This is a genomic window from Cryobacterium sp. TMS1-20-1, assembly GCF_004402355.1.
In the GTDB taxonomy this organism is placed as follows: Bacteria; Actinomycetota; Actinomycetes; order Actinomycetales; family Microbacteriaceae; genus Cryobacterium; species Cryobacterium levicorallinum.
Window position 1 is genome coordinate 51,848 of sequence record NZ_SOGF01000018.1, and the last position, 25,704, is coordinate 77,551.

At 65.2% G+C, this 25,704-nt stretch carries 26 protein-coding genes and 1 pseudogene; 9 read left to right on the forward strand and 18 right to left on the reverse strand.

Annotation, left to right across the window (positions count from 1 at the left end; all coding sequences use genetic code 11):
* Positions 1 to 40 precede the first annotated feature (40 nt).
* The 4 genes from E3O45_RS02740 to E3O45_RS02755 all read right to left on the reverse strand — a co-directional run bounded on the left by E3O45_RS02740 (position 41) and on the right by E3O45_RS02755 (position 4,175).
* Positions 41 to 583, reverse strand: a complete 543-nt coding sequence (locus E3O45_RS02740; RefSeq protein ID WP_370450297.1) for a GNAT family N-acetyltransferase — start codon at positions 581 to 583, stop codon at positions 41 to 43.
* Positions 584 to 664: 81 nt separating this feature from the next.
* A complete protein-coding gene (locus E3O45_RS02745) occupies positions 665 to 2,014 on the reverse strand; it encodes a PhoH family protein (protein WP_092450375.1) in 1,350 nt (449 codons plus the stop codon).
* Between the two features lie 217 nt (positions 2,015 to 2,231).
* Positions 2,232 to 3,353 carry an aminotransferase class V-fold PLP-dependent enzyme gene (locus tag E3O45_RS02750; RefSeq protein ID WP_134441556.1) on the reverse strand — a complete coding sequence of 374 codons (1,122 nt, stop codon included), beginning with the start codon at positions 3,351 to 3,353 and terminating at the stop codon, positions 2,232 to 2,234.
* A 36-nt stretch (positions 3,354 to 3,389) separates the two neighbouring features.
* Positions 3,390 to 4,175 carry an isoprenyl transferase gene (locus tag E3O45_RS02755; protein ID WP_134441558.1) on the reverse strand — a complete coding sequence of 262 codons (786 nt, stop codon included), beginning with the start codon at positions 4,173 to 4,175 and terminating at the stop codon, positions 3,390 to 3,392.
* Between the two features lie 68 nt (positions 4,176 to 4,243).
* Here E3O45_RS02755 and E3O45_RS02760 point away from each other — a divergent pair, with 68 nt between their 5' ends.
* Entirely contained in the window at positions 4,244 to 4,945 is a 702-nt protein-coding gene (locus E3O45_RS02760; protein WP_092450381.1) for a hemolysin III family protein, read from the forward strand.
* A 4-nt stretch (positions 4,946 to 4,949) separates the two neighbouring features.
* Here the strand turns inward: E3O45_RS02760 and E3O45_RS02765 are convergent, their stop codons facing one another.
* Positions 4,950 to 5,207, reverse strand: a complete 258-nt coding sequence (locus E3O45_RS02765) for a hypothetical protein (protein ID WP_134441560.1) — start codon at positions 5,205 to 5,207, stop codon at positions 4,950 to 4,952.
* The gene (mca, locus tag E3O45_RS02770; protein WP_134441561.1) at positions 5,204 to 6,052 is read right to left on the reverse strand and encodes a mycothiol conjugate amidase Mca; all 849 of its coding nucleotides are present in this window, start codon (positions 6,050 to 6,052) and stop codon (positions 5,204 to 5,206) included. The genes E3O45_RS02765 and mca overlap by 4 nt, the downstream gene beginning before the upstream one ends.
* Before the next feature lie 100 nt (positions 6,053 to 6,152).
* Between mca and E3O45_RS02775 the strand changes: the two genes are divergently transcribed.
* Together E3O45_RS02775 and greA are read left to right on the forward strand one after the other, a co-directional pair.
* Positions 6,153 to 6,638 (forward strand): DUF4307 domain-containing protein, encoded by a 486-nt coding sequence (locus E3O45_RS02775; protein ID WP_166789377.1) that lies wholly within the window; start codon positions 6,153 to 6,155, stop codon positions 6,636 to 6,638.
* Positions 6,639 to 6,736: 98 nt separating this feature from the next.
* Positions 6,737 to 7,228: a transcription elongation factor GreA gene (gene greA, locus E3O45_RS02780; protein WP_092450387.1), complete on the forward strand. Its 492-nt coding sequence runs from the start codon at positions 6,737 to 6,739 to the stop codon at positions 7,226 to 7,228.
* A gap of 400 nt (positions 7,229 to 7,628) precedes the next feature.
* On the opposite strand, the gene ilvA is transcribed toward greA, so the two are convergent.
* The 6 genes from ilvA to E3O45_RS02810 are packed head-to-tail and all read right to left on the reverse strand — an operon-like array spanning position 7,629 to position 14,209.
* Positions 7,629 to 8,864, reverse strand: a complete 1,236-nt coding sequence (gene ilvA, locus E3O45_RS02785) for a threonine ammonia-lyase (protein ID WP_134441565.1) — start codon at positions 8,862 to 8,864, stop codon at positions 7,629 to 7,631.
* A 3-nt stretch (positions 8,865 to 8,867) separates the two neighbouring features.
* Positions 8,868 to 10,286, reverse strand: coding sequence for an AI-2E family transporter (locus E3O45_RS02790; RefSeq protein WP_241985189.1), 1,419 nt, complete (start codon positions 10,284 to 10,286; stop codon positions 8,868 to 8,870).
* Positions 10,287 to 10,307: 21 nt separating this feature from the next.
* Positions 10,308 to 11,411 (reverse strand): ABC transporter ATP-binding protein, encoded by a 1,104-nt coding sequence (locus E3O45_RS02795; RefSeq protein ID WP_166789378.1) that lies wholly within the window; start codon positions 11,409 to 11,411, stop codon positions 10,308 to 10,310.
* On the reverse strand, positions 11,408 to 12,253 hold the full coding sequence (locus E3O45_RS02800) for an ABC transporter permease (RefSeq protein ID WP_134441567.1): 846 nt from the start codon (positions 12,251 to 12,253) through the stop codon (positions 11,408 to 11,410). Before E3O45_RS02800 ends, E3O45_RS02795 begins: the two co-directional genes overlap by 4 nt.
* Positions 12,250 to 13,203, reverse strand: a complete 954-nt coding sequence (locus E3O45_RS02805; protein ID WP_370257716.1) for an ABC transporter permease — start codon at positions 13,201 to 13,203, stop codon at positions 12,250 to 12,252. Before E3O45_RS02805 ends, E3O45_RS02800 begins: the two co-directional genes overlap by 4 nt.
* The gene (locus E3O45_RS02810) at positions 13,100 to 14,209 is read right to left on the reverse strand and encodes an ABC transporter substrate-binding protein (RefSeq protein WP_134441811.1); all 1,110 of its coding nucleotides are present in this window, start codon (positions 14,207 to 14,209) and stop codon (positions 13,100 to 13,102) included. The genes E3O45_RS02805 and E3O45_RS02810 overlap by 104 nt, the downstream gene beginning before the upstream one ends.
* A 192-nt stretch (positions 14,210 to 14,401) precedes the next feature.
* Here E3O45_RS02810 and E3O45_RS02815 point away from each other — a divergent pair, with 192 nt between their 5' ends.
* Positions 14,402 to 15,592 (forward strand): winged helix-turn-helix domain-containing protein, encoded by a 1,191-nt coding sequence (locus tag E3O45_RS02815; protein WP_134441568.1) that lies wholly within the window; start codon positions 14,402 to 14,404, stop codon positions 15,590 to 15,592.
* Between the two features lie 43 nt (positions 15,593 to 15,635).
* Here E3O45_RS02815 and E3O45_RS02820 read toward each other — a convergent pair whose 3' ends face one another.
* The 3 genes from E3O45_RS02820 to E3O45_RS02830 form a co-directional block, all read right to left on the reverse strand.
* Positions 15,636 to 16,520 (reverse strand): M48 family metalloprotease, encoded by an 885-nt coding sequence (locus tag E3O45_RS02820; protein ID WP_134441570.1) that lies wholly within the window; start codon positions 16,518 to 16,520, stop codon positions 15,636 to 15,638.
* A gap of 13 nt (positions 16,521 to 16,533) precedes the next feature.
* Positions 16,534 to 17,100: a LemA family protein gene (locus E3O45_RS02825; RefSeq protein ID WP_092450401.1), complete on the reverse strand. Its 567-nt coding sequence runs from the start codon at positions 17,098 to 17,100 to the stop codon at positions 16,534 to 16,536.
* A gap of 181 nt (positions 17,101 to 17,281) precedes the next feature.
* Positions 17,282 to 17,866 carry a heme-binding protein gene (locus tag E3O45_RS02830; protein WP_134441572.1) on the reverse strand — a complete coding sequence of 195 codons (585 nt, stop codon included), beginning with the start codon at positions 17,864 to 17,866 and terminating at the stop codon, positions 17,282 to 17,284.
* Positions 17,867 to 17,973: 107 nt separating this feature from the next.
* On the opposite strand from E3O45_RS02830, the gene E3O45_RS02835 reads away from it, so the two are divergent.
* A complete protein-coding gene (locus E3O45_RS02835) occupies positions 17,974 to 18,546 on the forward strand; it encodes an ATP-binding cassette domain-containing protein (protein WP_166789379.1) in 573 nt (190 codons plus the stop codon).
* An 8-nt stretch (positions 18,547 to 18,554) separates the two neighbouring features.
* Positions 18,555 to 18,836 (forward strand): ABC transporter permease, encoded by a 282-nt coding sequence (locus E3O45_RS17760; protein ID WP_166789380.1) that lies wholly within the window; start codon positions 18,555 to 18,557, stop codon positions 18,834 to 18,836.
* A gap of 9 nt (positions 18,837 to 18,845) precedes the next feature.
* On the opposite strand, the gene E3O45_RS02840 is transcribed toward E3O45_RS17760, so the two are convergent.
* Complete coding sequence (locus tag E3O45_RS02840) at positions 18,846 to 20,306, reverse strand: glycoside hydrolase family 1 protein (protein ID WP_134441574.1); 1,461 nt, start codon at positions 20,304 to 20,306, stop codon at positions 18,846 to 18,848.
* Positions 20,307 to 20,481: 175 nt separating this feature from the next.
* Between E3O45_RS02840 and E3O45_RS02845 the strand changes: the two genes are divergently transcribed.
* The 3 genes from E3O45_RS02845 to E3O45_RS02860 all read left to right on the forward strand — a co-directional run bounded on the left by E3O45_RS02845 (position 20,482) and on the right by E3O45_RS02860 (position 24,430).
* Entirely contained in the window at positions 20,482 to 22,728 is a 2,247-nt protein-coding gene (locus E3O45_RS02845; protein ID WP_134441575.1) for a hypothetical protein, read from the forward strand.
* Positions 22,729 to 22,754: 26 nt separating this feature from the next.
* Positions 22,755 to 23,681, forward strand: coding sequence for a Ppx/GppA phosphatase family protein (locus tag E3O45_RS02850; RefSeq protein WP_134441577.1), 927 nt, complete (start codon positions 22,755 to 22,757; stop codon positions 23,679 to 23,681).
* Between the two features lie 287 nt (positions 23,682 to 23,968).
* On the forward strand, positions 23,969 to 24,430 hold the full coding sequence (locus E3O45_RS02860) for a GNAT family N-acetyltransferase (RefSeq protein ID WP_255452951.1): 462 nt from the start codon (positions 23,969 to 23,971) through the stop codon (positions 24,428 to 24,430).
* A 40-nt stretch (positions 24,431 to 24,470) separates the two neighbouring features.
* Here E3O45_RS02860 and E3O45_RS02865 read toward each other — a convergent pair.
* Positions 24,471 to 24,857: pseudogene (locus E3O45_RS02865) on the reverse strand (RidA family protein).
* Between the two features lie 436 nt (positions 24,858 to 25,293).
* Positions 25,294 to 25,635 carry a co-chaperone YbbN gene (locus E3O45_RS02870; RefSeq protein WP_134441580.1) on the reverse strand — a complete coding sequence of 114 codons (342 nt, stop codon included), beginning with the start codon at positions 25,633 to 25,635 and terminating at the stop codon, positions 25,294 to 25,296.
* Positions 25,636 to 25,704: the final 69 nt, after the last annotated feature.

Consider the following 25,704-nt stretch of genomic DNA (forward strand, 5'->3'; position numbering starts at 1 on the left):
TGCCCTGCGGGACGCATCGGGATCAGGGCGGAGTTCACGTTCAGCGGGGATCGGCCAACAGCTGATACATGAGATGGTCTTGCCACCGGCCCGCTATTTTGAGGTATGCGGGCGCCAATCCATAACGTACGAAGCCCACACGTTGAAGCACCCGTTGGGAGCGCACGTTCGGAATCAGCGTCTCGGCTTGCACCCTGTGCAGCCCCAACTCTTCGAATGCCCGCGTGGTCATTGCTCGAACTGCGTCAGTGGCGTAGCCGCGTCCGTTGTTCTCTTCAGCGACCCAGTAACCCATGTTGCACGACTGAAATGCCCCATAGGTGATCCCGCTGAACGTGATCCGACCCACGACCTGGGCGTCCTCGTCGAGAATCACGTGTGGCAGAGCCTCGCCTCGGCTGTGCCGAGCAAGAACATTTTCGACCTCTGCCTGCTGACCTGCGACCGTGAAGTAGGGATCTGGGCGCACTGGTTCCCACGGAGCGAAGAAGATTCGACCAGTTCGCTGGAGGACGGCAAGGCGCTCCGCATCATCGGCGGAAATGAGTCGAGTAGTAGCAGGCATCAAAGAATGCTCCCACATGAGCCGCAAATCAAACGACCTGCCGCGTGGGCTGTCGCCAACGGCGACCAGCGACCACAGACATCCACTCCCCCGCCGAAACTACATCACCTCGTTGCCCTCCAGCATCTCGGTCACGAGCGCCGCGATCGCGCTGCGCTCCGACCGGGTCAGGGTCATGTGCGCGAACAGCGGATGCCCCTTCAGCGTTTCAATCACGCTGGCCACGCCGTCGAAGCGGCCGACCCGCAAATTGTCGCGCTGGGCGACGTCGTGGGTGAGCACAACGCGCGAGTTCTGACCGATGCGGCTCAGCACGGTCAGCAGCACGTTGCGTTCGAGGGACTGCGCTTCGTCGACGATCACGAAGGCGTCGTGCAGGGACCGGCCGCGAATGTGAGTGAGCGGGAGTACCTCGAGGATGCCGCGCTCGATCACCTCCTCGACCACGTTCTCCGACACGATCGCGCCGAGGGTGTCGAATACCGCTTGCGCCCAGGGCCCCATTTTCTCGCCCTGGTCCCCCGGCAGAAAGCCGAGGTCCTGGCCGCCGACCGCATACAGCGGCCGGAAGACCATGATCTTGCGATACTGCTGACGCTCCAGTACCGCTTCCAGACCGGCGCAGAGGGCGAGCGCCGACTTCCCCGTTCCGGCTCGACCTCCCAGCGACAGAATGCCGATCTCCGGGTCGAGCAGCAGGTCAATGGCGAGTCGCTGCTCCGCCGACCGTCCGTGCAGCCCAAAGACGTCCCGGTCGCCGCGCACCAGCTTGAGCGTGCCTCGGCTGGTCACCCGTCCGAGGGCAGAGCCCCGATCGGAGTGGATGACCAGCCCGGTGTTGATCGGCATGTCCTGCACCGTGCGCGAATCGAGCGTTTCCTTGTCGTAGAGCACGCTCATCTGCTCGGCGCTGAGGGTGATCTCGTCCATGCCGGTCCACCCGGAATCAACAGCGAGTTCGTGCCGGTACTCGTCGGCGGCGAGGCCGAGCGACGCGGCCTTCACGCGCAGCGGCAGGTCCTTGGAGACGACCGTCACGGTCATCCCTTCATTGGCGAGGTTGAGCGCCACAGCCAGAATGCGCGAGTCGTTGTCACCCAGCTGCAGGCCAGACGGCAGCACCGACATGTTGGAATGGTTCAACTCCACCCGCAGGCTGCCGCCCTCGCCGACCGGAATTGGAAAGTCCAGGCGCTCATGCTTGAGCCGCAACTCGTCGAGGTTGCGCAGCGCCTGCCGGGCGAAATAGCCGATCTCCGGGTCGTTTCGCTTGGACTCCAGTTCGCTGATCACCACCACGGGCAACACCACGGCGTGCTCGGCAAACCGGAAAATCGCCTTCGGATCGGACAGAAGCACCGAGGTGTCCAGCACGTAGGTGCGCTCGGTTTGCGAAGCGGATGTCTCCACCCGGTCAGTCGCCTTGCGATCGGTTCGATTAGCGGTCATGGCCACTCCCACCCTGCGTCACGAGGACGCGGATCACTTTGGCGAGCTGGCCATCAAGCAATTCTCGAGCCGTACTTATATGGCCGTCTCGATCAGGTGCCGTACCTGATGAAAGCGACGCTACGACCTACGGGAGAAAAAAGAAACCCGACACGCCCACCGAAATTTGTCGTTCACCTGACGTTGAGGCAGACGACGGGTACGCCGGCGCCGACTCCTAGTAGTTTGCTGAGAGTGCGTACGCCGTGAGCGCACCCCTCAGCATGGTTACTGTGTCGGGGTCGAGGGCCGCGTGCACACACAATCGCACGGTCCGGCCGCGGGTGGTTGCGGTGATTCCGTGGTTGTGCAGGCTGGCTACCAGGGTGGTCAGGAGTTCGGCTGGCGGCTCCAGGACCACGATGCCGGCCCGTGAGACGACATCCCGCGGCGACACGATATCGACGACGAACTCATCGACCAGCTCGATGATCTCCGACACATTCTCGTTCATGGCCTTCTGGATCACGTCGACACCGACGTCGAAACTCTGCTCGAGCGCAGCAGCGAACCGCGCCTGCGCGATGGCGTCCCCATTGGTCACCCGAAAGGCTCGGGCAGCGTGACTGGGCGGGGTGACCTCGTCCCAGGGATCGTCCGTGTCGGTACCGACGTAACCGGAAATCACGGGCACCAGGCGCTCGAGTGCCCGTTCGCTGAGGGCGAGAAACCCGGTGCCCCAGCCGGCCCGCGTCCATGTCTGACCACCGGAAGCGACGACATCCGCTGCCTCATAGGCGGCATCGACGACGCCGAAGCCCTGAATCGCGTCGACGATGAGCAGGCGATCGCCGATGACCTGGCGGATGCCCTCGAGGTCGGTGCGATACCCGGTGCGCGAATCGACCAGGCAGACGGCGACGGCAGCGACGGCCGGGGTCAGCTGGTCGCGGATCTGTCCGGGGGTGACGCGGCCGTGATCCGTCTCCAACCAGAGCGGAGTCACCACGTGCAGGGCTTCGGCGGCGCGCACTGCGGCGAACGGAACGCTCGGAAAGTCACCGGCCGAGAGCAGCACGGATCCGGTGAGACCAAACATGGCCTGCATGAGTCCGGAGCTCGTGTTGGGCTGCAGCACGATCTGATCGGCGGCAAAGCCGGTGAGCTCTGACACGGCGGTGCGAGCACGCAGATCCTGGTCGACCAGATGGTCGAGGCTGCCGTGGCGGGCGCGGGACAACACCTCGGTCTGGCCGAGAGTCTCAGCCACCACGGCCTCGGAGAGCGGGCCGACCCGACCGAAGTCGAGGTAGCCGGGTTCCTCACGAAAACCGTCGGTGAAGCTGAGCAGGGAATTCATGCGCGCAATTCCAATCGGTTGTCAAACACAGGGTGGCTACCCCCCGAAGCGCCGCTGCCGGCGGGAAAAGTCGCGCAAAGCCCGCAGAAAGTCGATCTGCCGCAGGTCCGGCCCCAGCGCTTCAACGAAGTAGAACTCGCTGTGCGCGCTCTGCCAGAGCATGAAGTCGCTCAGCCGCTGCTCGCCCGAGGTACGGATGACGAGGTCGGGGTCGGGCTGACCGCCGGTGTACAGGTGCTGACCGATGAGTTCGGGCGTGAGGGTCTCTACGAGGTCTTCCAGGGTGCCGCCGTGCGCGTGGTGGGTGGCGACGATGCTCCGCATGGCGTCGGTGATCTCGGTGCGGCCGCCGTAACCGACCGCGAGGTTGACGTGCAGTCCCTTATGGCCGCTGGTGCGGGCATCCGCTGCATCGAGAGCCGCGACCAACGGCTCGGGCAGGCCGGCCTTGGACCCCACCTGCTGCACCCGCCAGTTGCGGTAGTGCGAAAGCTCCTCAGCGAGATCGGCGATGATTTCGATCAGATCGGCGAGTTCATCACTCGGGCGCTGGGTGAGGTTGTCGGAGGAGAGCAGGTACAGGGTAACGACCGAAATGCCGAGGTCGTCGCACCATTCCAGAAACTCGCGCATTTTGGCGGCGCCAGCTCGATGGCCGTGCGCGGCGGTTTGAAACCCCAATTGCCGGGCCCAACGCCGGTTGCCGTCGATGATCATGGCAACGTGGTGAGGCATGTGTGCCGGAGTGAGCCCACGCCTCAGCCGGCGCTGATACAGCCCATAGAGGATGCCACGCGGCGAGGGTACCTGGGGTTTCTGCACACAGTTACGCTAGTCCACTCCCCGGGCGTTCGCGGCACCCGGGCCACGCCCTGCCGTATCCTTGCAGCATGGCCACCGAGCACGATATCCCCAATCTGCCGCTGATCGAGGCGGCTGACGCCCACCCTGAAGACGTCAAACCGACCTGGCGCGGCTGGATTCACGCTGGCACATTTCCGGTGACGATCGCTGCCGGCATCGTGCTGCTCGTGCTCGCTGAGGGGTCGGCGGCGAAGATCAGCTCGGCCGTGTTCGTACTCAGTTCGATGCTACTGTTTGGCAATTCAGCGCTGTACCACCGCTTCAACTGGCAGCCGCGCACCCGCATCATTCTCAAGCGCATCGACCACGCGAATATTTTTCTGCTCATCGCCGGGTCGTACACGCCCATCACGGTGCTCGCGCTGCCGCCGGAAAAGGCGACTCTGCTGCTCTGGCTGGTCTGGGGCGGAGCCGGGCTGGGCATCCTCTTTCGAGTGTTTTGGATTCACGCCCCGCGCTGGCTGTACGTTCCGCTCTACCTGGTGCTCGGCTATGGCGCGCTGCTGTTCATCGTGGATTTCTTCCAGGCCAACGCGGCCATGATGACGCTCATCCTCGTCGGTGGGCTCTGCTACACGGTCGGCGCGGTCGTCTACGGGCTGAAGAAGCCCAACCCGGTTCCCGGTGTGTTCGGCTTTCACGAGATCTTCCACACCTTGACGGTCGTGGCGTTTCTGTGTCATTTCGCGGCGATATTGCTGATCGCCACGCATCCGCTCTACCCGTAACGGCTTATTCGGGCTTGTCGCTCGGCGTCGGCGGTGCGCTCGGGTCGGCATCGCGGGCGGCGACCTCGGCATCGAGGCGTGCCTTGATCTCGGCGCGATAGGTCGTACGACGGATGCGACGCACCACATCCAGGCAGAGCAGCAGGGTTGCCAACGCGATCAAGAAAAAGACCAGAAAACCGACGACGCCCGGGGTGACGGTGTTGGGGTCGAAGTCGGGGTCGGGAGTTGCGGCGAGCACGACGGTCAGCAGCGAGGTCATGCGTCGTCCTGGATTCCGGCGAACAGATCGGATTCGGGCATTGCGGTGTCTACTTTCGATTCGACGAGTTGGAAGTCTTCGTAGGGCCAGGCCTCGCGGACAAGATCGTTGGGCCAGAAGAAGAAGCTGCTGTCGGGTGTGACCTGGCTCGCGTGCGAGCGTAGGGCGGCATCTCGAGCTTCAAGAAAATCACCGGCGGGAACGTGCGTGGTGGCCAGCTTGGGGTAATTCTCCATGCGCTCGCGGGCTGCGCCGAGTGGCTCCAGCAGCGGAGAGTCCGGCTCAGCCACGCTCAGCGCGAGGTACATGGCATCGATACGTTCAAGGTTGAAGATGCGGTCGTAGTACACCTTGTCGATCTGCCACGGCTGCCCGGTGTGCGGGTAGCGACTCGGGTCGGCGGCGGCACGATAGGCCTCCATCGAGACCTCGTGGCAGCGGATGTGATCCGGGTGCGGGTAGCCGCCGTTTTCGTCGTAGGTGATCAGCACCTGCGGACGGAACTCCCGAATCAAATTCACCAGCGGCTCAGCCGAGTAGTCGATCGGAATGGCCGCAAAGCTGTTCGGTGGCGCCTCCTGGCCCTCGTCCATCCCGGAATCCTCGTAGCCGAGCCAGCGATGCTGCACGTTCAGCGCCTCCTGGGCACCCTGCATCTCCAGGCGGCGCAGCCCGGGCAGGTCACGCTCGGCCATGGCATGGCCGGTCAGGGACGGGTTCAGGATGCTGCCGCGCTCGCCGCCGGTGCAGCTCACGATCATCACCTCGACGCCGAGGCTGCGGTAGTAGGCATACGTTGCCGCGCCCTTGCTCGATTCGTCGTCGGGATGGGCGTGCACAGCCATCAATCGCAGCGTCACCATACTCCTCAGGAATGCCAGATAACCTTAGGCCAGATAACCTAGATACCAGCCTAATCGCTCCATCGGAAGTGTGAAATCGCCAGTGCCCCTCAACAGCACGCCCAGCGGAGTTCAGTCGAGCCGCCAGCCCGAGCGCCTCGACGAATCTGACGTCGCCCCGGCACCGGCACCCGAGAGCGCCGCGATCCAATCGCGCTACGGGCGCACCCCGGCCCGCCGGGTTCGCGACCGCCGCATCCTGTGGGGGCTCGGTGGCGTTTTCGTGTTGGTGCTGGGAGCGTGGGTGCTGTGGACCGGCCTGGACGGGGCATCCACTCAGATAGAAGCGCGCGATATCGGGCACACCATCATCGATGAGCACAGCGTGAGCGTCACCTTCGAGGTAGCGCTGCCGGTGAACCGCACGGCGAGTTGCGCGGTTCAGGCTCTCAACGAGAGCTATTCGGTCGTTGGCTGGAAGATCATCGATCTACCGCCCTCCAGCCTGTACAACCGGTCGTTCACCGAGGTTCTGCGCACCACCGATCTGAGCAACACGGGTTTGATTTACCAGTGCTGGCTGACCTAAAATGACGTATTCGCCTCGGCAATCGCCCGGGCGACGACTATATCTGCGCGGCCCTCAACCGGCCTTTCTGCGCTTGAGCGTATTGAAGGAGATCACTCGTGATTACCGACACAACGGTCACCTGGCTAACTCAGGAGGCCCACGACCGCCTCGCCGCGGAACTGGCGACACTGAGCAACTTTGGCCGGGGCGACATCGCGAAGAAGATCGAGTCCGCGCGAGAAGAGGGTGACCTCAAGGAGAACTCGGGCTACCACGCGGCGAAAGAAGAGCAGGGCAAGATGGAGGCGCGCATTCGCACGCTCACCCTGTTGCTGCGCACCGCCGAGGTCGGCCACGCCCCAGAGAGCAACGGCACCGTCATGCCGGGCACCGTCATCACGGCCACCATCGCCGGCGACGAGAGCCGCTTTCTGATCGGCAGCCGCGAGATCGCCGCCAACAGCGACCTGGACGTGTACAGCGAGCAGAGTCCGCTCGGCGCGGCGATCATCGGCCTCAAGGTCGGCGCCAAGACCAGCTACACCACGCCCACAGGCAAGGAGATCACCGTGCAGATCTCGAACGTGGAGACGTTCACCGGCGCCTGACTCCCCCCGCCGAGGCTCGGCTGCCGATTCGCGCCGATATTGGGGCTCAGGTTGTCCACTCGCTGCTCGTGGCCTTCCACTGCACGCGAGGTGCCATCTTTAGCCCCTTGACCACTCTCGCCCGTACGCGAGGTGTCATCTTTAGCCCCTTGAGAGCTCGCCAAGGGGCCAGAAGTGGCACCTCGCGCGGTCAATGCACAACGGATGAGGCTGCCCCGCTTACAACGCTGCACAGCCAGCAGCAATCAACTCGCAGCCGACGGTCGACAGCGCCGGCGGCAGCAGCTGCCGCCCGGCCTGTCTGTCTGTCTAGTCGACCGGGCTAGTCGACCGGGCTAGTCGACCGGGCTAGTCGACCGGGCTAGTCGACCTGGCTAGTCGACCTGGCTAGTCGACCGGGCTAGTCGATCTGGGGGTCGTAGCCGGCGGCGCGCAACGTGTCCACGACGTGCTGGCGGTGCTCTGGCCCGCGAGTTTCAACGCTGACGTCGAGTTCGACTTCGCTGATCCGCAGGCCGACGCCGTGCCGAGTGTGCAGCACCTCGATCACGTTGGCCGTCGCCTCCGCGAGCAGCTCGGAGATTCGAGCCAGCTGACCTGGACGGTCGGGCAGCATGATGCGCAGCGTCAGGTACCGTCCCGACGCGGCGAGGCCGTGGCTGATCACGCGTTGCATCAGCAGCGGGTCGATGTTTCCGCCCGAGAGGATGGCGACGGTCGGCCCGGTAGGGGTGATCTTGCCGGCCAGGATGGCGGCGACCGCCACTGCCCCGGCCGGTTCAACCACGAGCTTGGCGCGTTCCAGCAGCACCAGGAGCGCGCGGGCGGTGTCGTCTTCGGTGACGGTGACGATCTCGTCGACGGCGTCCCGAACGATCTCGAGATTAAGCAACCCGGGCCTGGCCACCGCGATGCCATCGGCGATGGTTGGGAGCATGTTGATCGTCACTGCTTCGCCGGCGGCGAGGGAGGGCGGATACGCGGCCGCGTTCTCGGCTTGCACCCCAATCACCCGGATGTGTCGCCCCTCCCGGGCGGCACGCTGCTTGAGCGCGCTGGCCACTCCGGAGATGAGTCCGCCACCGCCGATGGGCACAATGACTGTCTCCAGGTCGGGAACCTGATCGAGAATTTCGAGTCCGAGCGTGCCCTGCCCGGTGACCACATCGGCATGGTCGAACGGCGGGATCAGGATCGCGCCGGTCTCCCGGGCGTATTCGGCTGCGGCGAGCAGCGGTTCGCTCACGGTCGTTCCGCGCAGAATGACCTCTGCTCCGTAGTCCCGCGTCGCTGACAGTTTCGGCAGCGCGACTCCGACGGGCATGAAGATGGTCGCCTTGATGCCGAGCTCGCGCGCGGCGAAGGCCACGCCCTGGGCGTGGTTTCCGGCCGAGGCCGCCACGACGCCACGGGCTTTCTCCGCCTCGGTCAGTTTCGACAGTCGGTTGTAGGCACCGCGAATCTTGTAGGAGCCGGTGCGCTGCAGATTTTCACACTTGAGGTACACCGGCGAGCCCAACACATCGGCAAGGTAGCGCGAACTCTCCATCGGGGTCACATCCGCAACCCGGGCGACGACCGCGCGAGCGGCCTCGAATTCGGCGAGGGTCGGTCCGACGAGGGTGGTCTCTGGCATGTTCTAGTTCTCCGAACTATCGTGCGGGGCGCCGGGTGCGCTCAAATCTGTAGGGGTGACGCGCGCGGATGCCCCCCGCGACGTGAGGAGGGTCCCCGGGCGCAGCCGTGCTGTGCGCGCCGGTGCGCCGGACGTGCGATATCCCGGTCGGCTTTGCGGCACGGTCTGCCAGAGCACCGATCCGGTCGTCGGCACCGTCGGCGGGCTCGACCGCCACGTGCCCCCGGCAATGTAACTGGTCATCGCGTTCAAAACCGCGGCCACCGGAACGGCGAACAGTGCCCCCGGAATTCCGGCGAGTAAGGCGCCGGCTGCCACCACGAGCACGACGGCAAGCGGATGCACCTTCACCGCGGTTCCCATAATGAGCGGCTGCAGCACGTGGCCTTCGACCTGCTGCACGAGCAGGACGACGCCGAGCATGGCCAGGGCGATGGCCCAGTTGTTGAAGATGAGCGCGATCACAATCGCCACCGATCCGGTCGCGACCGCGCCGACGATGGGGATGAATGAGCCGAGAAAGACCAGAATTCCAATCGGGATGGCCATCGGCACCCCGAGCAGGGCCGCGCCCACTCCAATGCCGACCGCGTCGATCGAAGCGACCAGAATTTGCACCTTGGCGAAGTTGCCCAGGGTGGTCCAGCCTGCGATTCCCGCACCGTCGACAGCGGCCTGGGCCCGCAGCGGGAAGAACCGTACGATCCAGCTCCAGATGGCTTTACCGTCGATGAGGATAAAGAGCAGGCTGAACAGTGCCAGCAGAAGCCCGGTCAACAAGTGACCGAGCGTGGTTCCCACCGACAGGGCGCCGCTGATGAAGACGGCGCTATCATTCTGGATCGCTTCCCAGGCCTGCTGCACGTACGTGTTGATATCAGTCTCGGAAACCTGCAGCGGTGAACCGGCCAGGAACGCCTTGAACGAGTCGAGTGATCGGGTGAGCCGTTCGCTCAGCCCTACGGTGCCCTCGGCGATCTGCGTCGAGGCGAGGGTGACCAGACCGGCAACGAGCACCAGCGTGCCCACCATCGCCAGCGCCACAGCGACGCCCTTAGGCCAGTGATGCCGCACCAGGAATGCCACAAACGGAACCAGGAGCGCGGAAACCAGCACGGCCACAAGCAGCGGAATGACAATCAACCGCAACTGAATAACCAGGAAGACCAGAATGGCGATAGCGGCGGCGATCACAATCAGACGCCAGGACCAGGCCCCAGCCAAACGGATGCCGGCCGGCAGATTCTCGTCGACGCCGTTGGCGGCGGGGGCCCCGGTCACAACCTCGATCGGCGTGACAACGAGCTCGGATCCGGCGAGATCAGCGCTCTCCCGCACGCGTTCCCGCGCGCGCTCGGCCGAACGCCTGCGACGCAGCCGTAGCAGCGCGCGTGCACCTGGATTGCCCGTGGATTCGCTCACTTAAACAGTCTAGGACTGCCGTCAGGGCTGTTGCTGCGCCACACTGGCGGTCTCCACCCGCTCGGTCGAGACCGGTGCCCCGGTGAAGTTGACAAACACGTTCTCGCCCGCTTTCGGGTGCACGCGCACGCCGTGCTGAAGAAACAGAATGGTGCCGTCGGCCAGGCGCAGGGTCGTGCGGCGGAGCGACCCAAGAAAGCTGGAGGTGACCACGGTCGCCGCGAGGCCCTCGGCTGCGAACTCGATGTCTTCCGGGCGGATCGAGACCGTCACGGGTCCGTCGGGCGTCGCCGGGTCGATCAGGGGCAGGCTCGTTCCATAGACCTCGGCTCGAGCCGAGCGCACGAGACCGTCGATGCGGTTGCTGAGTCCGACGAAGTCGGCGATGAACGGGGTGGCCGGACGGGAATAGAGTTCTTCGGGCGTGCCGACCTGCTCGATATTGCCGGCGCGCATCACGGCGACGCGGTCGGCGACCGCGAGGGCCTCATCCTGATCGTGGGTGACGAACAGGGTCGTGATGCCGAGTTCGGTTTGAATGCGTCGAATCTCGTCGCGCAGCTGCACGCGCACCTTGGCGTCGAGCGCCGAGAGCGGTTCGTCGAGCAGTAGCACACGCGGTTCGGTCACGAGTGCGCGCGCGAGCGCGACCCGCTGCTGCTGGCCGCCGGAGAGCTGGTGTGCAAAGCGATCGAAGTGGTCGTCGAGGCCGACCATGGCCAGGGACGCTGCCGCCCTGCGGCGCCGCTCGGCCGGCTTGATCTTTCGCATCCGCAGCCCGAATTCGACGTTTTCGCCGGCACTGAGGTGCGGAAACAGCGAGTACGACTGAAACACCATACCCATGTCGCGTTTGCTGGTGGAGAGTGCTGATACGTCGATGCCGTCAATGGTGATACTGCCGGCATCGGTGGATTCCAGCCCTGCCAGCACGCGCAACGCCGTGGTCTTGCCGCTGCCACTCGGGCCGAGCAACGCGACACATTCGCCGGCGTGCAGGGTGAGGTTGAAGCCGTCCAGGGCGCGCATTCCGGAGAATTCTTTGACGACGCCGGTGAATTCGACAACGGTTCCCGATCGGGTCGGTGCGGTTGGCTGCTGGGCTGTCAGCTGCTGTGAGTTCATGCTGGACCTTTCACGGTGGTACGGCGGCGCGATGTTCGGGTGCGCGGGGCACCGAGTCGTCCGATAACGAGGAGCAGCAGGAAAGCGAAGGCGAGGGCCAGCAGCGAGAGGATCACGGCCGTGTACGGGTCGACCTTGCTCACGACGACGAGAGCGGTTTGCAGGTTGACCCGGTTCAGCAAGGACGCGATGGTGAATTCGCCGAGCACGACGGCCACGGCGATGAAGGCACCGGCCAGGATGCCCCGGCGCAGGTTGGGTACGAGCACCCGCAGGAGCACACTGCCCCAGCCGGCCCCGAGAGTGCGCGCAGCTTCGGTGAGCGTTTTCACGTCGACGCCGTCGAGGTTGGATTGAATGGCCCGATAGGCGAAGGGCAACACCGTAATGCCGTAGGCGAAGGCCAGGGTCCACACGCCGCTGCCGAGCATTCGAGCCACAATGGCGTAGACCGGCGCGAGCCCGACCACAAGCACAATGGCCGGAATGGTGATGGGCAGAATACAGATGAATTCCAATACTCGGCGCAGCCGGGGAAAACGGATGTGCACGAGCAGCATGGTGGGTACGAGCAGCAGCAGCACGATCAGGACGGTGCCAATGGCCAAAGCCACCGAGTTGCCGAGCGCTACCAGCACCGGTCGGTATACCCCGGTGAATCCGCTCTGAAACAGGGCGACCCAGCGGTCGACGTTGTAGCCGCCGACCAGCCCGGCACGCAGGGTGAATTCGATCATGGCCACGATCGGCACGGCGAAGATGACCCCGACCACGCCGAGAATGATGGTGCGAACCGTGCGGGAGGGCGCGTGAGCCACACCGTTGGTGGTCAGTCCGGTCATTGCTGCCACCGCGCAGCCCGTGACTGCAGCGCTGAATAGCCGACCATGACGACGGCCATCACCACGATCATGCCGAGGGCCAGCGCGCCGGCCAGGTTTTCCCGACCGAGCAGCGTCTCGCTGGTGAGTGCGGCGCGAATTTGCAGGGGCACAATCTGCGAGCCCTGACTCACCAGCGCCGCCGCGGTGGCGTAAGAGGAGAACGCGTTGGCGAACAGCAGCAGCAGGCTGCCGATGAAGGACGGCGCGAGCACCGGAAAGGCGATACGGAACCAGTAGCTGGCTGTGCTTCCGCCGAGAGTGGCGTTCGCCTCGGCCCACTGCGGTTTCAAGGCTTGCAGGGCGGGCATAAAGGTGATGATCATAAGCGGAACCTGAAAGTAGATGTAGGGCAGGATAAGGCCGGTCGTCGAATACAGCCAGACGCCGTTCTCAAAAATATCCAGGCCGAAGGTGTCGCGCAGATACAGGGTGACCATGCCCTGAATGCCAATGGTCGCGACGAAGGCGAAGGCGAGCATGACGCCACCGAACTGGGCCAGCACACCGCTGAGCGAGTCGATGGTGGTGCGCAGCGGGCCGTCGGGGCGCGCGCCGAGCAGGGCGTAGCAGACCACAGCACCGACAACAGCACCGACGACGGCCGTCAGCGCCGACAGCCAGAAGGAGTTGAAGAAGGTGGTGAGCACGACGGGGTCGCCGAGGGCCGCGACCGTGGCCAGGGTGAAGGCGCCGGTATTGTCGAAAAAGCCCGTGCCGATGGCAATCAGGGTCGGCACAGCCAGGAACAACAACACATACACCGCGAAGGGCAGCAGCCCGAAGGCTGCTGCCCGACCACGGATGTTACTGGACAGCGGCAGCCCACTTCTCGCCGAGCAGCGTTGCCGCTGCGGTGCTCTGGTCTTCGGTCGGAACGACGGTGTCGCTCGGCGCCTTCGGCAGCGCATCGAACAGCTCGCTGTCGATGGTGCCGGCCTCGGCCATAGCCTCGGCGCGCGCCGGGCGGGCGCCGCCCGCAAGCCACAGGTTCTGTGCTTCATCGCTGTACAGGAATTCCTGCCAGAGCCGCGCTGCGGCGGGGTTGGGAGCATCCTTGTTGATCGCCTGGTTGTAGTAGCCGGCGTAACCGGTGCCGTCGAAGACGACGACCTTCCAGTTGCGCTGGCCCTCCAGCTGGGCGCCGTAGCCAACGTTGAGGTAGTCCCAGTCGAAGACCACCGGGGTCTCACCGGAGGCGACGGTCGCCGTCGTCGGGTTGACCTTCAGAAAGTTACCGGCCGCATTGAGATCGGAGAAAAAGTCAATGCCGGGCTGAAAGTCAGCGACCGTTCCGCCGCTCTGCACGGTGGCGAGGCCGACAGCGGCAAACGCTGCACCGGCCTGGGTCGGGTCACCATTGATGGCCACCTTTCCCTTGTAGTCGGCGCCGAGCAGGTCGGTCAACTCCTTGGGCTCCGGAACAGCGTCGGGGTCGTAGCCCACCGACAGGTATCCGCCGTAGTCGCCGACGTAGAGGCCGGAGGCTTCCTTGAGCGCGTCGGGAATGTCGGCCCAGTTGGCAACCTGGTACGGCGCAAAGCGGTCGGTACTGGACAGGGCGACTGCCAGGCCGAGGTCGAAGACATCCGGTGCCGTGTCCTGGCCCTTGAGGTTGTCGGCGGCCTGGATCTCCTCGGCGCTGGACCCGTCTGGGGACGCTTCGTTGATCGTGATGTCCGGGTATTTCTCGGCGAACAGGTCGAGAACGGCGCCGTAGTTCGCCCAGTCACGCGGCAGCGCGATGACGTTCAGCTGACCTTCCGCGATGGCGGCTTCTTCGAGGCCGGCCAGATCGCCGAAGGCGCTCAAGCTGGTGGCGGTCGCTGCGTCGACGCCCGAGGCCGGAGCCTCGGCGGCCGGTGAACAGCCGCTGAGCGTGAGGGTGAGGGCCGCTGCGGCGGCCAGGGACACCATCAGAGTGCGTTTGAGTGACAATTTTCCTCCATTGTGACCGGGTCCGGAGCGTTGGATTACTGTGCAAACGCTACGGGTGAACAGGATATGGGGCAGGGTGCGCCGGTCGCCCGACAATACGAAGGCTACATGGCTGCCACATGTTTTCCGGGTAAACACCAGGTGAACGGGGGTGCAGCTAGAGTGAGACGAATGGTCACGACAGTTTCCCCCGCACTGGCGCGGCGGATTGCGCTCGCCGCGCAGGGCTTCGGCGCGCGACCTGGAGCGGCCGTCGGCATCCGTCAGCTCACGGCCCTCGTGAATCGACTCGAGCTGCTGCAGATCGACTCGGTCAACGTGTTCGAGCGCAGCCACTACCTGCCGGCCTTCAGCCGACTCGGCGCCTATGACAAGGCCCAGCTTGATCGGTTGACCACGGGTCGCGAGGCCCGCTTCACCGAGTATTGGGCACACGAGGCCTCGTTTCTACCGGTCGAGGTCTGGCCGCTTTTCCACTGGCGCATGCAGAACTATCGCGACCGTTCAGCGCGCACGCCCGACGATTGGTCGCACGCCAACCGGCCGATGCTCGATTGGCTCCTGGCCGAGCTCTCCGCCAACGGCCCGATGCGGGCCAGCGCAATCGAACACGACGCCAACAAGCGCAGCGGGCCCTGGTGGGGCTGGTCCGAGGTGAAGACCGGGCTGGAAATTCTGTTCCGCTGGGGTGATGTGGTCAGTGCCGGGCGCATCCGTTTTGAGCGGGTCTATGCCCTGCCAGAGCAGGTCTTCTCCCCCGAGCTGCTCGGCACCGAAATTTCTGAAGCGGATGCCCACCGCGAGTTGGTGCGCGGCTCGGCGCGCGCACACGGGATCGGCACCGTCAAGGACTTCGCCGACTACTTTCGGCTGAAGTCGGCGCCGGCACTCTCAGCCATCCTTGAGTTGGAGGAGGCCGGCGAGTTACTCCCGGTGGAGGTTGCGGGCTGGGGCGCGCGCGCCTGGCTGCACCGCGACGCCCGGCTGCCGCGGGCCATGGACGCGCAGGCGGTCTTGTCGCCGTTCGACCCGGTGGTCTGGGAGCGTGCCCGCGCCCTGCGGCTGTTCAATTTTCACTACCGCATCGAGATCTACACGCCGCAACCAAAGCGCGTGTTCGGCTACTACTCACTGCCGATTCTCCTGGGCGACATGATCGTCGGCCGGGTCGATCTGAAGAACGACCGGCAGGCCGGCGTGCTCCGGGTGCAGTCGGCCTGGGCTGAGCCGGCGGCGCCGACGGATGCCGCGGGTCGGCTCGCGCAGGTGCTGCGGGAAGCCGCACTCTGGCAGGGACTTGAGGAGATCGTCGTCGCGCCGCGGGGAAACCTGGCTGGGGGTCTGGCCGCCGAACTGCGGTAGATCTCGCCGCCGGGTTACGCCCCCGATGTGCGGGAAAACTAATTCAGAACTTGCTGCCCATGGCGGTCAGGCGCTCTATGCGGTCGGCGATCGGCGGGTGCGTCGCGAACAGCTTGCCCATGGCGCCCTTCTTCAGCGGGTCCGAGATCCAGAGGTGGGCCATCGAGCTGTTCTGCTTCTGCATGGGGCGACCGTATTCGCCCAGTTTGGCCAGGGCAGAGGCGAGCGCATCCGGGTGGCGCGTCGTCAACGCGCTGGTGGCATCCGCTAAATATTCGCGCTGGCGAGAGATGGCGAGCTGCACGACGGTCGCGATGAGCGGGGCCACGATCATGGCCACGAGCCCGAAGACCATGACGACGGGGTTGCCGTTGCTGTTGTTGCTGCGGCCGAAGAACGCCATGCGCAGGAACATGTCCGAAATGAAGCCGATGGCGACAACGAGGCCGAACACGACCATCGACACGCGAATGTCGTAATTGCGCACGTGGCCGATCTCGTGGGCCATGACGCCTTCGAGTTCGGAGTCGTCCATGATGTCGAGCAGGCCGGTGGTGGCGGCGACGATCGCGTGCTGGGGGTCGCGACCGGTGGCGAAAGCGTTCGGCGCCGGATCATTGATGATGTAGACCTCGGGCATCGGTGTGCCGGTCGTGATCGACAGGTTCTCCACGATGCGCCAGAGGCGCGGGTGGTCGGCCTTGCTGTTGACCCTGATGCCACCGCTCATCAAGATGGCCTGGCGACCGGCGGCGTAGTACTGAATGATCACGTAGAGCGCCGTGATGACGACGGTGGCGATGAGGATGCCGTAGCCGCCGGCACCATAGACGGCGTTGGCCAGCCAGCCGAGCCCCGCAATGATCACGAAAAACAGGATCATAATGAAAACGGTGTTGCGTTTGTTCTTAGCTATCGCGCTGTACATCGGCTAAGTCCCGTTAGAACTGCACGCGGGGCGGCTCCGCAATCGCTGCGGAATCGGCCACCTCAAAGAACTCGCGCTCGGTGAATCCGAGGTTAACGGCAAACAAGTGGTTCGGGAACACCTTGATCTTGGTGTTCATTTCGCGCACGCCACCGTTATAGAAACGACGCGCGGCCTGGATCTTGTCTTCGGTGTCGACGAGTTCGCCCTGCAACTGCAGGTAGTTCTGGCTGGCCTGCAGCTGCGGGTACGCCTCGGCGACGGCAAAGATGCTCTTCAGCGCGGTCTGCATGTGATTCTCAGCAGCGGATGCGTCGGCCGGGCCTTGGGCAGATAGCGTCTCGGCCCGAGCCTTGGTCACGTTTTCAAACACGTTCTTCTCGTGTGCTGCGTAGCCCTTGACCGTTTCGATCAGGTTGGGCAGCAGGTCAGCACGACGCTTGAGCATCACCGTGATGTCGCTCCACGCTTCGTCGACGCGCACATTGAGCGTCACGAGCGAGTTGTACGTCGACCACAGGTAGATACCAGCGATGGCGACGAGTGCGACAACGATCAGAACCGGGATGAGCCATTCCATGGCAGCGTCTCCTTGCAAATTGGCTTTCTAGGGTGGCACGGAGACATGAACTAGCGACAACGACCCCCGTGCGTACTTGCCAATACTAACCGCGACCCCGGAGGCTCCCACCCGCTTCCCATCACACTCCAAGCAACCTCAAGGCGTGCGGGGATTTCCCAAGGCGGCAGGGAGAGCGCGGTCAGCCGGGCTCTTCGACGTCGACCAACACCTCGTTGCGACGCAGAAACCACGGTTTGAACGGCGGGTCGAATCGGGCGAATCTCGGTGACCCTAGGGCGGTGAGCCCGGCGGCGGCGAGCGCCGCGCGCAACTCCTCGACATGCTGTTCGTAACGAGTCTCACGCCAGCGTCCACCGAACCGCAGTGCAGCGACCAGTGCGGACGGTACCGTTCTCAGTTGCACGTTGGGGTCGGTGGGTTGCGGCGCCGTTTGCGCCGTCAGCTCCTCGGGCAGCACGAAGGCAACCTGGAACTGCGCACTGCCCACTCGATTTGACGGGTGCGTCACAGGCTGTTGCAGCACGGGCGCGGTCATCGCGATCTTTTCTGCCGCACCGGTCTGCACCACTGGCGCGGTCATGGCCACCTTCCGGCGGGACTGGTTTGCTCCGCTGATGTAGGCAAACAGGTATCGGAAAGCACGGTTGCCGGCGTCTTCGAAAGGGCCATCCGTGGTGACTTCGGCCAAGAGATGGGCTGGGTATCGGCGAAGTTCGAAATCGTCGTAGGAGTGCAGGACGCGGTAGGGCTGCTGCTTGGTCACGCCCCGAATTTACTGCAGGTGGCTGGGTACCCGCTTTCAACGTGAAGCACCGCGGAATCGCCCATTGTGGGCTTGACAGGGGGTGTGCAGCGGCGGAGAGTTCGGGCATGGTGAACACATCCGCCCCCGCGGTAGACGTGACCGATTTACACGTGCGACGGGGAAAGCATCCGGTGCTGCGTGGGCTTACCGTCACTGTTCCCCGCGGAGTCGTGGTGGGGCTGCTCGGCCCGAGCGGATGCGGCAAAACCACGCTCCTGAGAGCGATCGTCGGCGTGCAGGTGGTGCAGTCCGGCACAGTCACGGTACTCGGCCTGCCAGCTGGCGCCGCCCCGCTTCGGCACCGCGTGGGCTATGTGACACAGTATGCGAGCGTCTACGACGACCTCACCGTGCGGCAGAATCTGCACTATTTTCGCGCCGTGCTCGGTGCCCCGCGCCGGGACGTCGACCGAGTGTTGGCCCTGACCGATCTCACGGCACAGGCCGGCCAGCTCGTCGGATCGCTCTCCGGCGGACAGCGCAGCCGGGTCTCGCTGGCCGGAGCGCTGCTCGGCTCCCCCGATCTGCTCGCGGTGCCGAGTCTGCTGATCGGGCTGCTGCCCTGGATTTTCTCAGATATTCCCGTGTTCGCCACGATCAGGCCGGGCATGATTGCCCTCTGTTTCTGTTCAGCGTGATGTTTCTCGTGATCAGCATCCCAACCCTCCGCAAACGCCGCACCGGCACGCTCGAACGCCTGCTGTCGATGCCGCTCGGCGGCATTTTTCTGCCGCGCGAGCAGCTGCCCGATGTGCTGCGAATGATCAGCGATTGGTTGCCGCTGTCGCACGCGATCGACGCGCTGCAGGCGGTCGCGGCCGATTCGCAGGACGCCGCCTATATCGGCGGGGAACTGCTCATCATCGGAGCGTGGATCGTGGGCGCCGTCGTGCTCGGGTCGGTGACGCTGCGGCGGCGTACGCCGTAGTTGGCCGCCTCAGCGATTGGCCAGCGCGTGTTGCAGCCAACGGTAGCTCGACTTGGGCGTGCGCGTGCGGCGGTCGTCGGCGAAGTCGACGTGTACCAGACCGGTCGGCTGGGTGTAGCCGTCATCCCACTCGAATCCGTCGAGCAGCGACCAGAACGCCACACCGGCGAGGTCGATGGCAGCGGCCGGGGCTCCGGCCGCGGTGGCGTCGAGGGCGGCCACGAGGTGTTCGGCCAGGTAGTCGATGCGGGCGGGATCGTGCACCTGGTGGCGGGCATCCGCCTGGTCCCAGAAGGCGCCGCCGGCTAGTGAGAGGTAGACGGGGGGCAGGTCGGGGTAGCGTTCGGCCAGTTCGGCGAGCGCCACGGCAACGTACTCGGGAGCGTTAACGTCGCCGGTGGAGGTCGTGGGGTGTTCGCGGAACGGCTCGAGGTGGAACGGCCATGAGGTAACGGGGATCGGCTGGCCGTCGGGGGTCTTCAGCACCGTCGCACCGGCGGCGATTCGGGCCGGCCCCGTGTAGCTCAGCCCGTAGAAGTCGAGCGGCTGCTGGATCGTGCGGAGGTCGGCGGGGTCTGCTTCGAGCAGGGTGCGTAGTTCGACCGCGAACGGTTCGAGCGGGTCTGGATAGTGGCCGAGCAGCACCGGGTCGGCGAACAGGCGGTTCTGCAGCAGGTCGTAGAGGGCCGCATAGGAGCGGTCCTGGTCGCGGTCGGTCGCTGATTGCACCGGAGTGTGGGAGTTGACCAGACCGATGCGTCCGCGCACGTCGGCGGCGCGCAGGCCCTGCACGGCAAGACCGTGCGCGAGCAGCTGATGGTGCGCACTGGGAAGCGCGTCGAACAACAGGGTGCGACCGGGTGCGTGGGTGCCGAGCGCGTAGCCCCTGGTGGTGACCGTGGCTGGCTCATTGAGGGTGACCCAGGCATCGACGCGGTCACCGAACGCCTCCCCCACGGCATGGGCGTAGTCGGCGAAACGGCCGGCGGTGTCGCGGTTCAGCCAGCCGCCCCGCAGGGCAGCCGGCAGATCCCAGTGCGAGAGAGTGGCGGTAGAACGGATGCCGTCGGCCAGCAACGCATCCAGCAACCGATCGTAGAACGCGAGTCCGTTGCGGTTGAGGGGGCCGCGGCCCTCGGGCTGCAACCTGGTCCAGCCCAGCGAGAAGCGGTAGGCGTCGACGCCGAGGTCGCGCAGAATGGCGGCATCCGCTGCGTAATTCTTGATGTGGTCAGCCGAAACGGAGGCGTTCGAGCCATCGCGGATGCGTCCGGATCTTTGACTGAAGGAATCCCAGACGCTGTCGCCACGGCCGCCGTCGCGAGCGGCTCCCTCGATCTGAAAGGCGGACGTGGCGACGGCCACCTCGAACCCGGTCGGCAGGCCATCGCCGAGCTCGCCGGCGCGGTGTTCCCAGTCCCGGGCGGCGACGGCGCGTGTGGAGGCGGGGGTGCGGGGCGTGGGATTCATCAGGGTGCGGCTCTCTTCGGCGGTCTCATGCTGGGCATCCGCTTCGTATAAAGGGTGTCATGTTTACCGGCGGGCGGCGGCAGCGCGAAGAATTCCCTCGGTTTGTTACATTCTGCGGGCGCGGGAGGTTGACTTTACCGCCCTCTGCCCCTCAAATTGGGGCAGGGGGTGAGTCATGTCCGAATCGACTCGGGTCGAAGCATCTGGCGCAACGGCGCGTCCACGACGCTCCCGCAGCTTAGCGGCCGTCGTCGCCCTTCTGCTCGGGTGTGCGATCGTCCTCTCCGGGCCCGTGCTGGCCGCGGCGCAGGCGACACCCGAATCGACACCGGAATCGACACCGGAATCGACCGCTCCGGCCACCGAAGAACCCATCCCGAACACCACGACCGATCCAGCTACGACGAGGCCGCTGATCGAGAGTCCCGGCAACGGGCAGTTCATCGGCAGTAACCGTACAACTGTGTCTGGGTCGAAAGCGCTCGATCAGGAGATTCAGTTGTTGTCGCCGCGCGGCGGGGACCCGCTGTGCATCGTCGATGACAAATCAACCTCCTGGAGCTGCAGCAACCTCTACCTGCAGAACGGTCCGACGATCAAACTGCGCGTCGTTGTAACCGGCGATTCCACCCTGAGCGACGAGATCACGGTTGCCGTTCTGGGCGCACCGACCGTGCAGGGCGGCCGCAGCGGCTCCGAGTCCGACGGCTGGGTTCGCGGAACCGGGCATCCCCAGGCCACTGTGACGGCGTCCCTGGGGACCGAAGACTCTTGCTCAAGTGACGTCGACAACTCGGGTGCTTGGGCGTGCCTGTTCGAGGGCACGCTCAAGAGCGGAAGCCGGGAGATGACAGCGAGCCAGCGTTCGACCTTCAGCAGCCCGTCGTCGTCGAATTCGAGCGAGCCGGTCACGATTGTCTTTGACCTTCAGGGCCCAGCGGCTCCGGTCGTGACGACTCCTCGCGAGGGCGCCCAGGTGCCCGTCGCGGGAACCGAATACACCGGCACCGGCGAGACCGGCGCAACCGTCACCGTGTTCGCCGGCGCCTACTCGGTCTGCACCGCCGAGGTGACCGCCGGGGCGTGGACCTGCTTCGCCGGGGGCGTGGCTGCGGGTTCGTACTCCGTCATCGCCGTGCAGCAGGATTCCGCCGGCAATGTCGGACCGGGCAGCACCCCCGTGACGGTCAGCTATGCCGCCCCGAGCACCGCCACACCGACGCCGACCCCGACCCAGTCCGCCTCGGAGACGCCAGCGGACACGCCGGCTCCGAGCGCATCGGCTTCGCCGTCGCCCGACGGTGCGGTTGGCATACCGGGTGACACAGCGGAGCCGACGCCTTCCGCGGCGCCCCAAACGCAGGAACCAGCACCAGAAGCCGCTGAGGAGGAGCCGGCGGACGACTCGGCGGGGGCATCCACTTTCACCGGCCGGTGGGATGACCCGACCCGCTTCGCACTGCCGATCGGGCCAAGCGGCACCAGTTCGCCATTCCCCTGGTTGCAGGCCGGGCTGCTCGCCCTGGGTGCCCTGGTGCTGATAGCTCTGCCGCTGCGGATGCTCGCGGGCACCATCTCGCGTACGCGCGGCGGCCGTCCGCTCTGGTCAGGGCCCACCCTGGCGGGTCGCAATCGGGTGCGCGAAGAGTACGAGGTGGCACCGACCGTGCGACTCAATCGGTGGCTGCGCGGTGGCACCGCGCTCGTCGCCGCCGCAACCTTCGTCATGCTGTCCGGACCGGTGGTGGATCAGCCGGCCTACCTGCGTCTGCTGGTCGCGGTGACTATCGGGCTGGTCTTGGTCAACGGGGTCGCCATTCTGGTGCCGCTCTGGTGGAGTTCCCGCGTGCTGGAGCTGCGCGGGGCGGTCAGGTTTCTGCCGCGCTACCTGTTGCTGATCGCGGCCGCGGCGACCGCCTCGCGCGTCTTCGACGTGCACCCGGCCCTGCTGTTCGGCCTGCTCGGCAGCGTGAGCCTGTTAGCCAAAGCGGATGCTGGTAGCGCGCAGCCGACGCCGGCGCAGCGCGGCCAGCTTGCGGCAGTGCGGGTCGGTGCCCTCTCCCTGTTTGCCGTGCTCGCCTGGTCACTTGGAGCACTTCTGCCCGCCGCCAGTGATTTCACGACCTCGCTCGTGGCGGAGACGGTCAACACGATCGTGCTCGCTTCAGTCGGCTCGGCCGTGCTCATCCTGGTGCCGATCGGTCACACCAGTGGGCGCAGCATTCTCGCCTGGTCACCGCCGATCTGGACCGGCCTGACCGTGGTCGCCTATGGAATTTTGTTCGCCGCGCTGGCCCCGGCGATCGATCAGCTGCAGAGCAGCGGCTCTGGCACGGTGTTGTGGATCGTCGCCGCGAGCTTCGCGGTCCTGTGCGCGAGCGGCTGGGTCTGGCAGCGCTTCGTCGCTCCCGCGCAACGCTGACCCGGCGGAGGCAGTATCGTACGAATGTGCGCCTTGGAGTCCTCGATGTCGGTTCGAATACCGTCCACCTGTTAGTTGTCGACGCGCACGAAGGCGCCCCGCCGGTGCCGATGGCCTCCGACAAGAGCGTTCTGCGCCTCATGCGGTACATCACGCCAGAGGGTGCCATCAACGACGAGGGTGTCGCTGCGGTGCTCTCTGCGGTGCAGCATGCAGCGGATGTTGCCCAGCAGCACAATATCGACGAGTTGTTGCCGTTCGCCACCTCGGCCCTGCGCGACGCGACCAACGGTCCGGAACTGCTCGACCGGGTCGAACGGGAAACCGGTGTCGCCCTGCAGGTGCTGTCGGGCGAGGACGAAGCCCGGCTGACCTTCCTTGCCGTGCGGCGCTGGTATGGCTGGTCGGCCGGCAACATTCTGCTGTTCGACATCGGCGGTGGATCGCTCGAGATCGCGGCCGGCGGGGCTGAGTTTCCCGAGGTAGCACTGTCGCTGCCGCTCGGCGCCGGGCGCAGCACGATCGGTTTTCTGCACCACGATCCTCCCCTGCCGGAGGAGGTGTCTGCGCTGCGCAGGCATGCGGCATCCGTTTTGCGCGATGCGGTCGGTGCCTTTGCACAGCTGCCGGCACCGCACCACATCGTCGGGTCGTCGAAGGCGATTCGATCACTGGCCCGACTGGCCGGAACCACCTCGGACGGCGTCGGCGCCGCCGATCGCTTGCGGTTGGGTCGCGCGGAGCTCGATGACTGGGTGCCGCGTCTCGCGCGTATTCCTGCCGAAGCCCGCCCCGCGCTGCCCGGTATCACCGCCGACCGCACCTTTCAGATCGTGGCCGGCGGCATCGTGCTCGGCGCGGCAATGGCCGCGTTCGGGGCGGCGGAACTTGAAGTGTCACCGTGGGCGCTGCGCGAGGGTGTCATCCTGCGCTATCTCGACCGACTGAGGTAGCATTTTCGCTCACCGACCCCTGGAGCGATTCGCATGCGAAAACTGACCGCCGGCTTGTTCATGTCCCTGGATGGCGTCGTGGAGTCGCCGAACCTGTGGCCGGAAGATGTCAACCGAGGTGACCGGCGCGGAACAACACCGTGCGGCGACTCCCAACGCAGCCTGTGCCCACAAGTGGAACCGAGCCCGCTTGGGTATTTCTGCAGAAGCAGGCCAGAATAGGGCGCATGCCGTTGCCAGTTGCTCCACCGGATCGCTTAGCGGCCGGCCCGTTCGATTTGCGAGTGATGGTGGAAGCGGACTGGGCCCTCGAAGTGGCCCTCTCAATGGATCCTGACGTGCTCCGGTGGACTCACTATCGCCCTCAAATGACCGAGGAGACAGCGAGAGCGCGATTGCGCCCGACCCATTCGGAGGGTGCCTCCGCTGACACCTATCGTTACTTGATTACAGACGGCCAGACCAACTTGGGTGTCACCGGCGTGTTCGCGGATCCCGGCGAGGTTCCGGAGATCTACTATGCGCTCCTCCGAACAGGTCGCGGTCGCGGTGCAGCCTCACTCGCAACCCGGGCCCTCACCGACTGGCTGCTCGACAACGGGAGCCGAGTGGTGACCTTGGTGATCTTTGAAGGGAATACCGCGAGTGAGGCGGTCGCTTTGCGCACCGGGTACTCCTGTCAGCGACGGGCGACAGCGAATCATCAAGGAGTACCCACGGAGACAACGGTGTGGGAGCGGACGATCTGAGGCAAGGATCTGACCCCGGACGCTGTCCGCGCTGGTTCTGTCAGTCGATTACCGCCGCGACAGCTTCGATCTCGACCAGTTGATCCGTATAGCCCCGAACGGTGACGCCAAGGAGTGTGCTCGGCACGTCATGCTCCCCGAAAGCCTCACGAATGACCGTCCACGCCTCGACCAGGTCACTCTGAGTGGAAGACGCGACGAGAACCCGTGTGCTCTATACGTTCTCGAGTTGGATTCCCGCCGCCTTCAGAGCTAACGCGAGGTTCTCCATCGCCTTGCCGGCCTGGGCTGCATAGTCTCCGACGCCAACGGTGCTGCCGTCGAGGTCTAACGGGCAGGCGCCAGCGAAAAAGATGAGGCGCGCCCCTGCGGGAGCGGTGTCGCTGATTCTGTGTAAAGCAGCGCGTGGCGGCGCTCTTTCTGACATGAGGGCTGCGCACATACCCGACCGCGGAACGAGGACCTCCTCGCCCCCGGCCGTGTCAGCCGTAGCCGCGCCGGTGGTCCGGTTGGCGGTCTGGCCAGCGCTGTCGAGCGTCGAGAGCAGGGGTGGGTACCGCCGTTAGCGTCCGAGCAGCCGGGACCAGAAGGAGCCAGTCGATTTTTCTTTCACGTGCCCGGCGCATTGCTGGCTGCGTGGCACGCCCCGCATTACCTGATCAACGTGCTGACCGCAGCCCGCCCACGTTGTTTTTTGACACACTTTGCAGGTGACGGAACGACACATAATAGATCTCCATTCAATAAGGTGAGCTGCTAGAAGAATGATACCCCTGGGAGTATATTACTTACTGGGGGGGCAGGGACGTGCTCATGTGACCCTGCCGTGAAGCGGTCATGCGGTTCCTCACAGGGCGCGAGGTTTAGCGGGCGGCAATACTGGCGCGCACGTCGTCCATGTCGAGGCTCTCGACGCCGGCAATGAGCTCTTCCAGGCTGACTGCGTTCAGGGCGCCTGGCTGGGAAAAGACGAGTACGGAGTCCCGAAATGCCATCAGCGTGGGGATGGAACGGATGCCCGCGGCTGCGGCCAATCCCTGTTCGGCTTCGGTGTCGACTTTTCCAAAGGTGATTGCGGGGTGTTTTTCAGACGCCGCGCTGAATGTCGGGGCAAAACTGCGACACGGGCCGCACCATGCGGCCCAGAAATCAACCAGCACGATGGGGCTCTGGGCAATGGTCGCGTCAAAGGNGGTAGTAGCCATACACGCAGACTATACCCTTAGGGGTATCTTGCATACCGTGCGGGGTATGTGTGAGACTGGGGCACATAC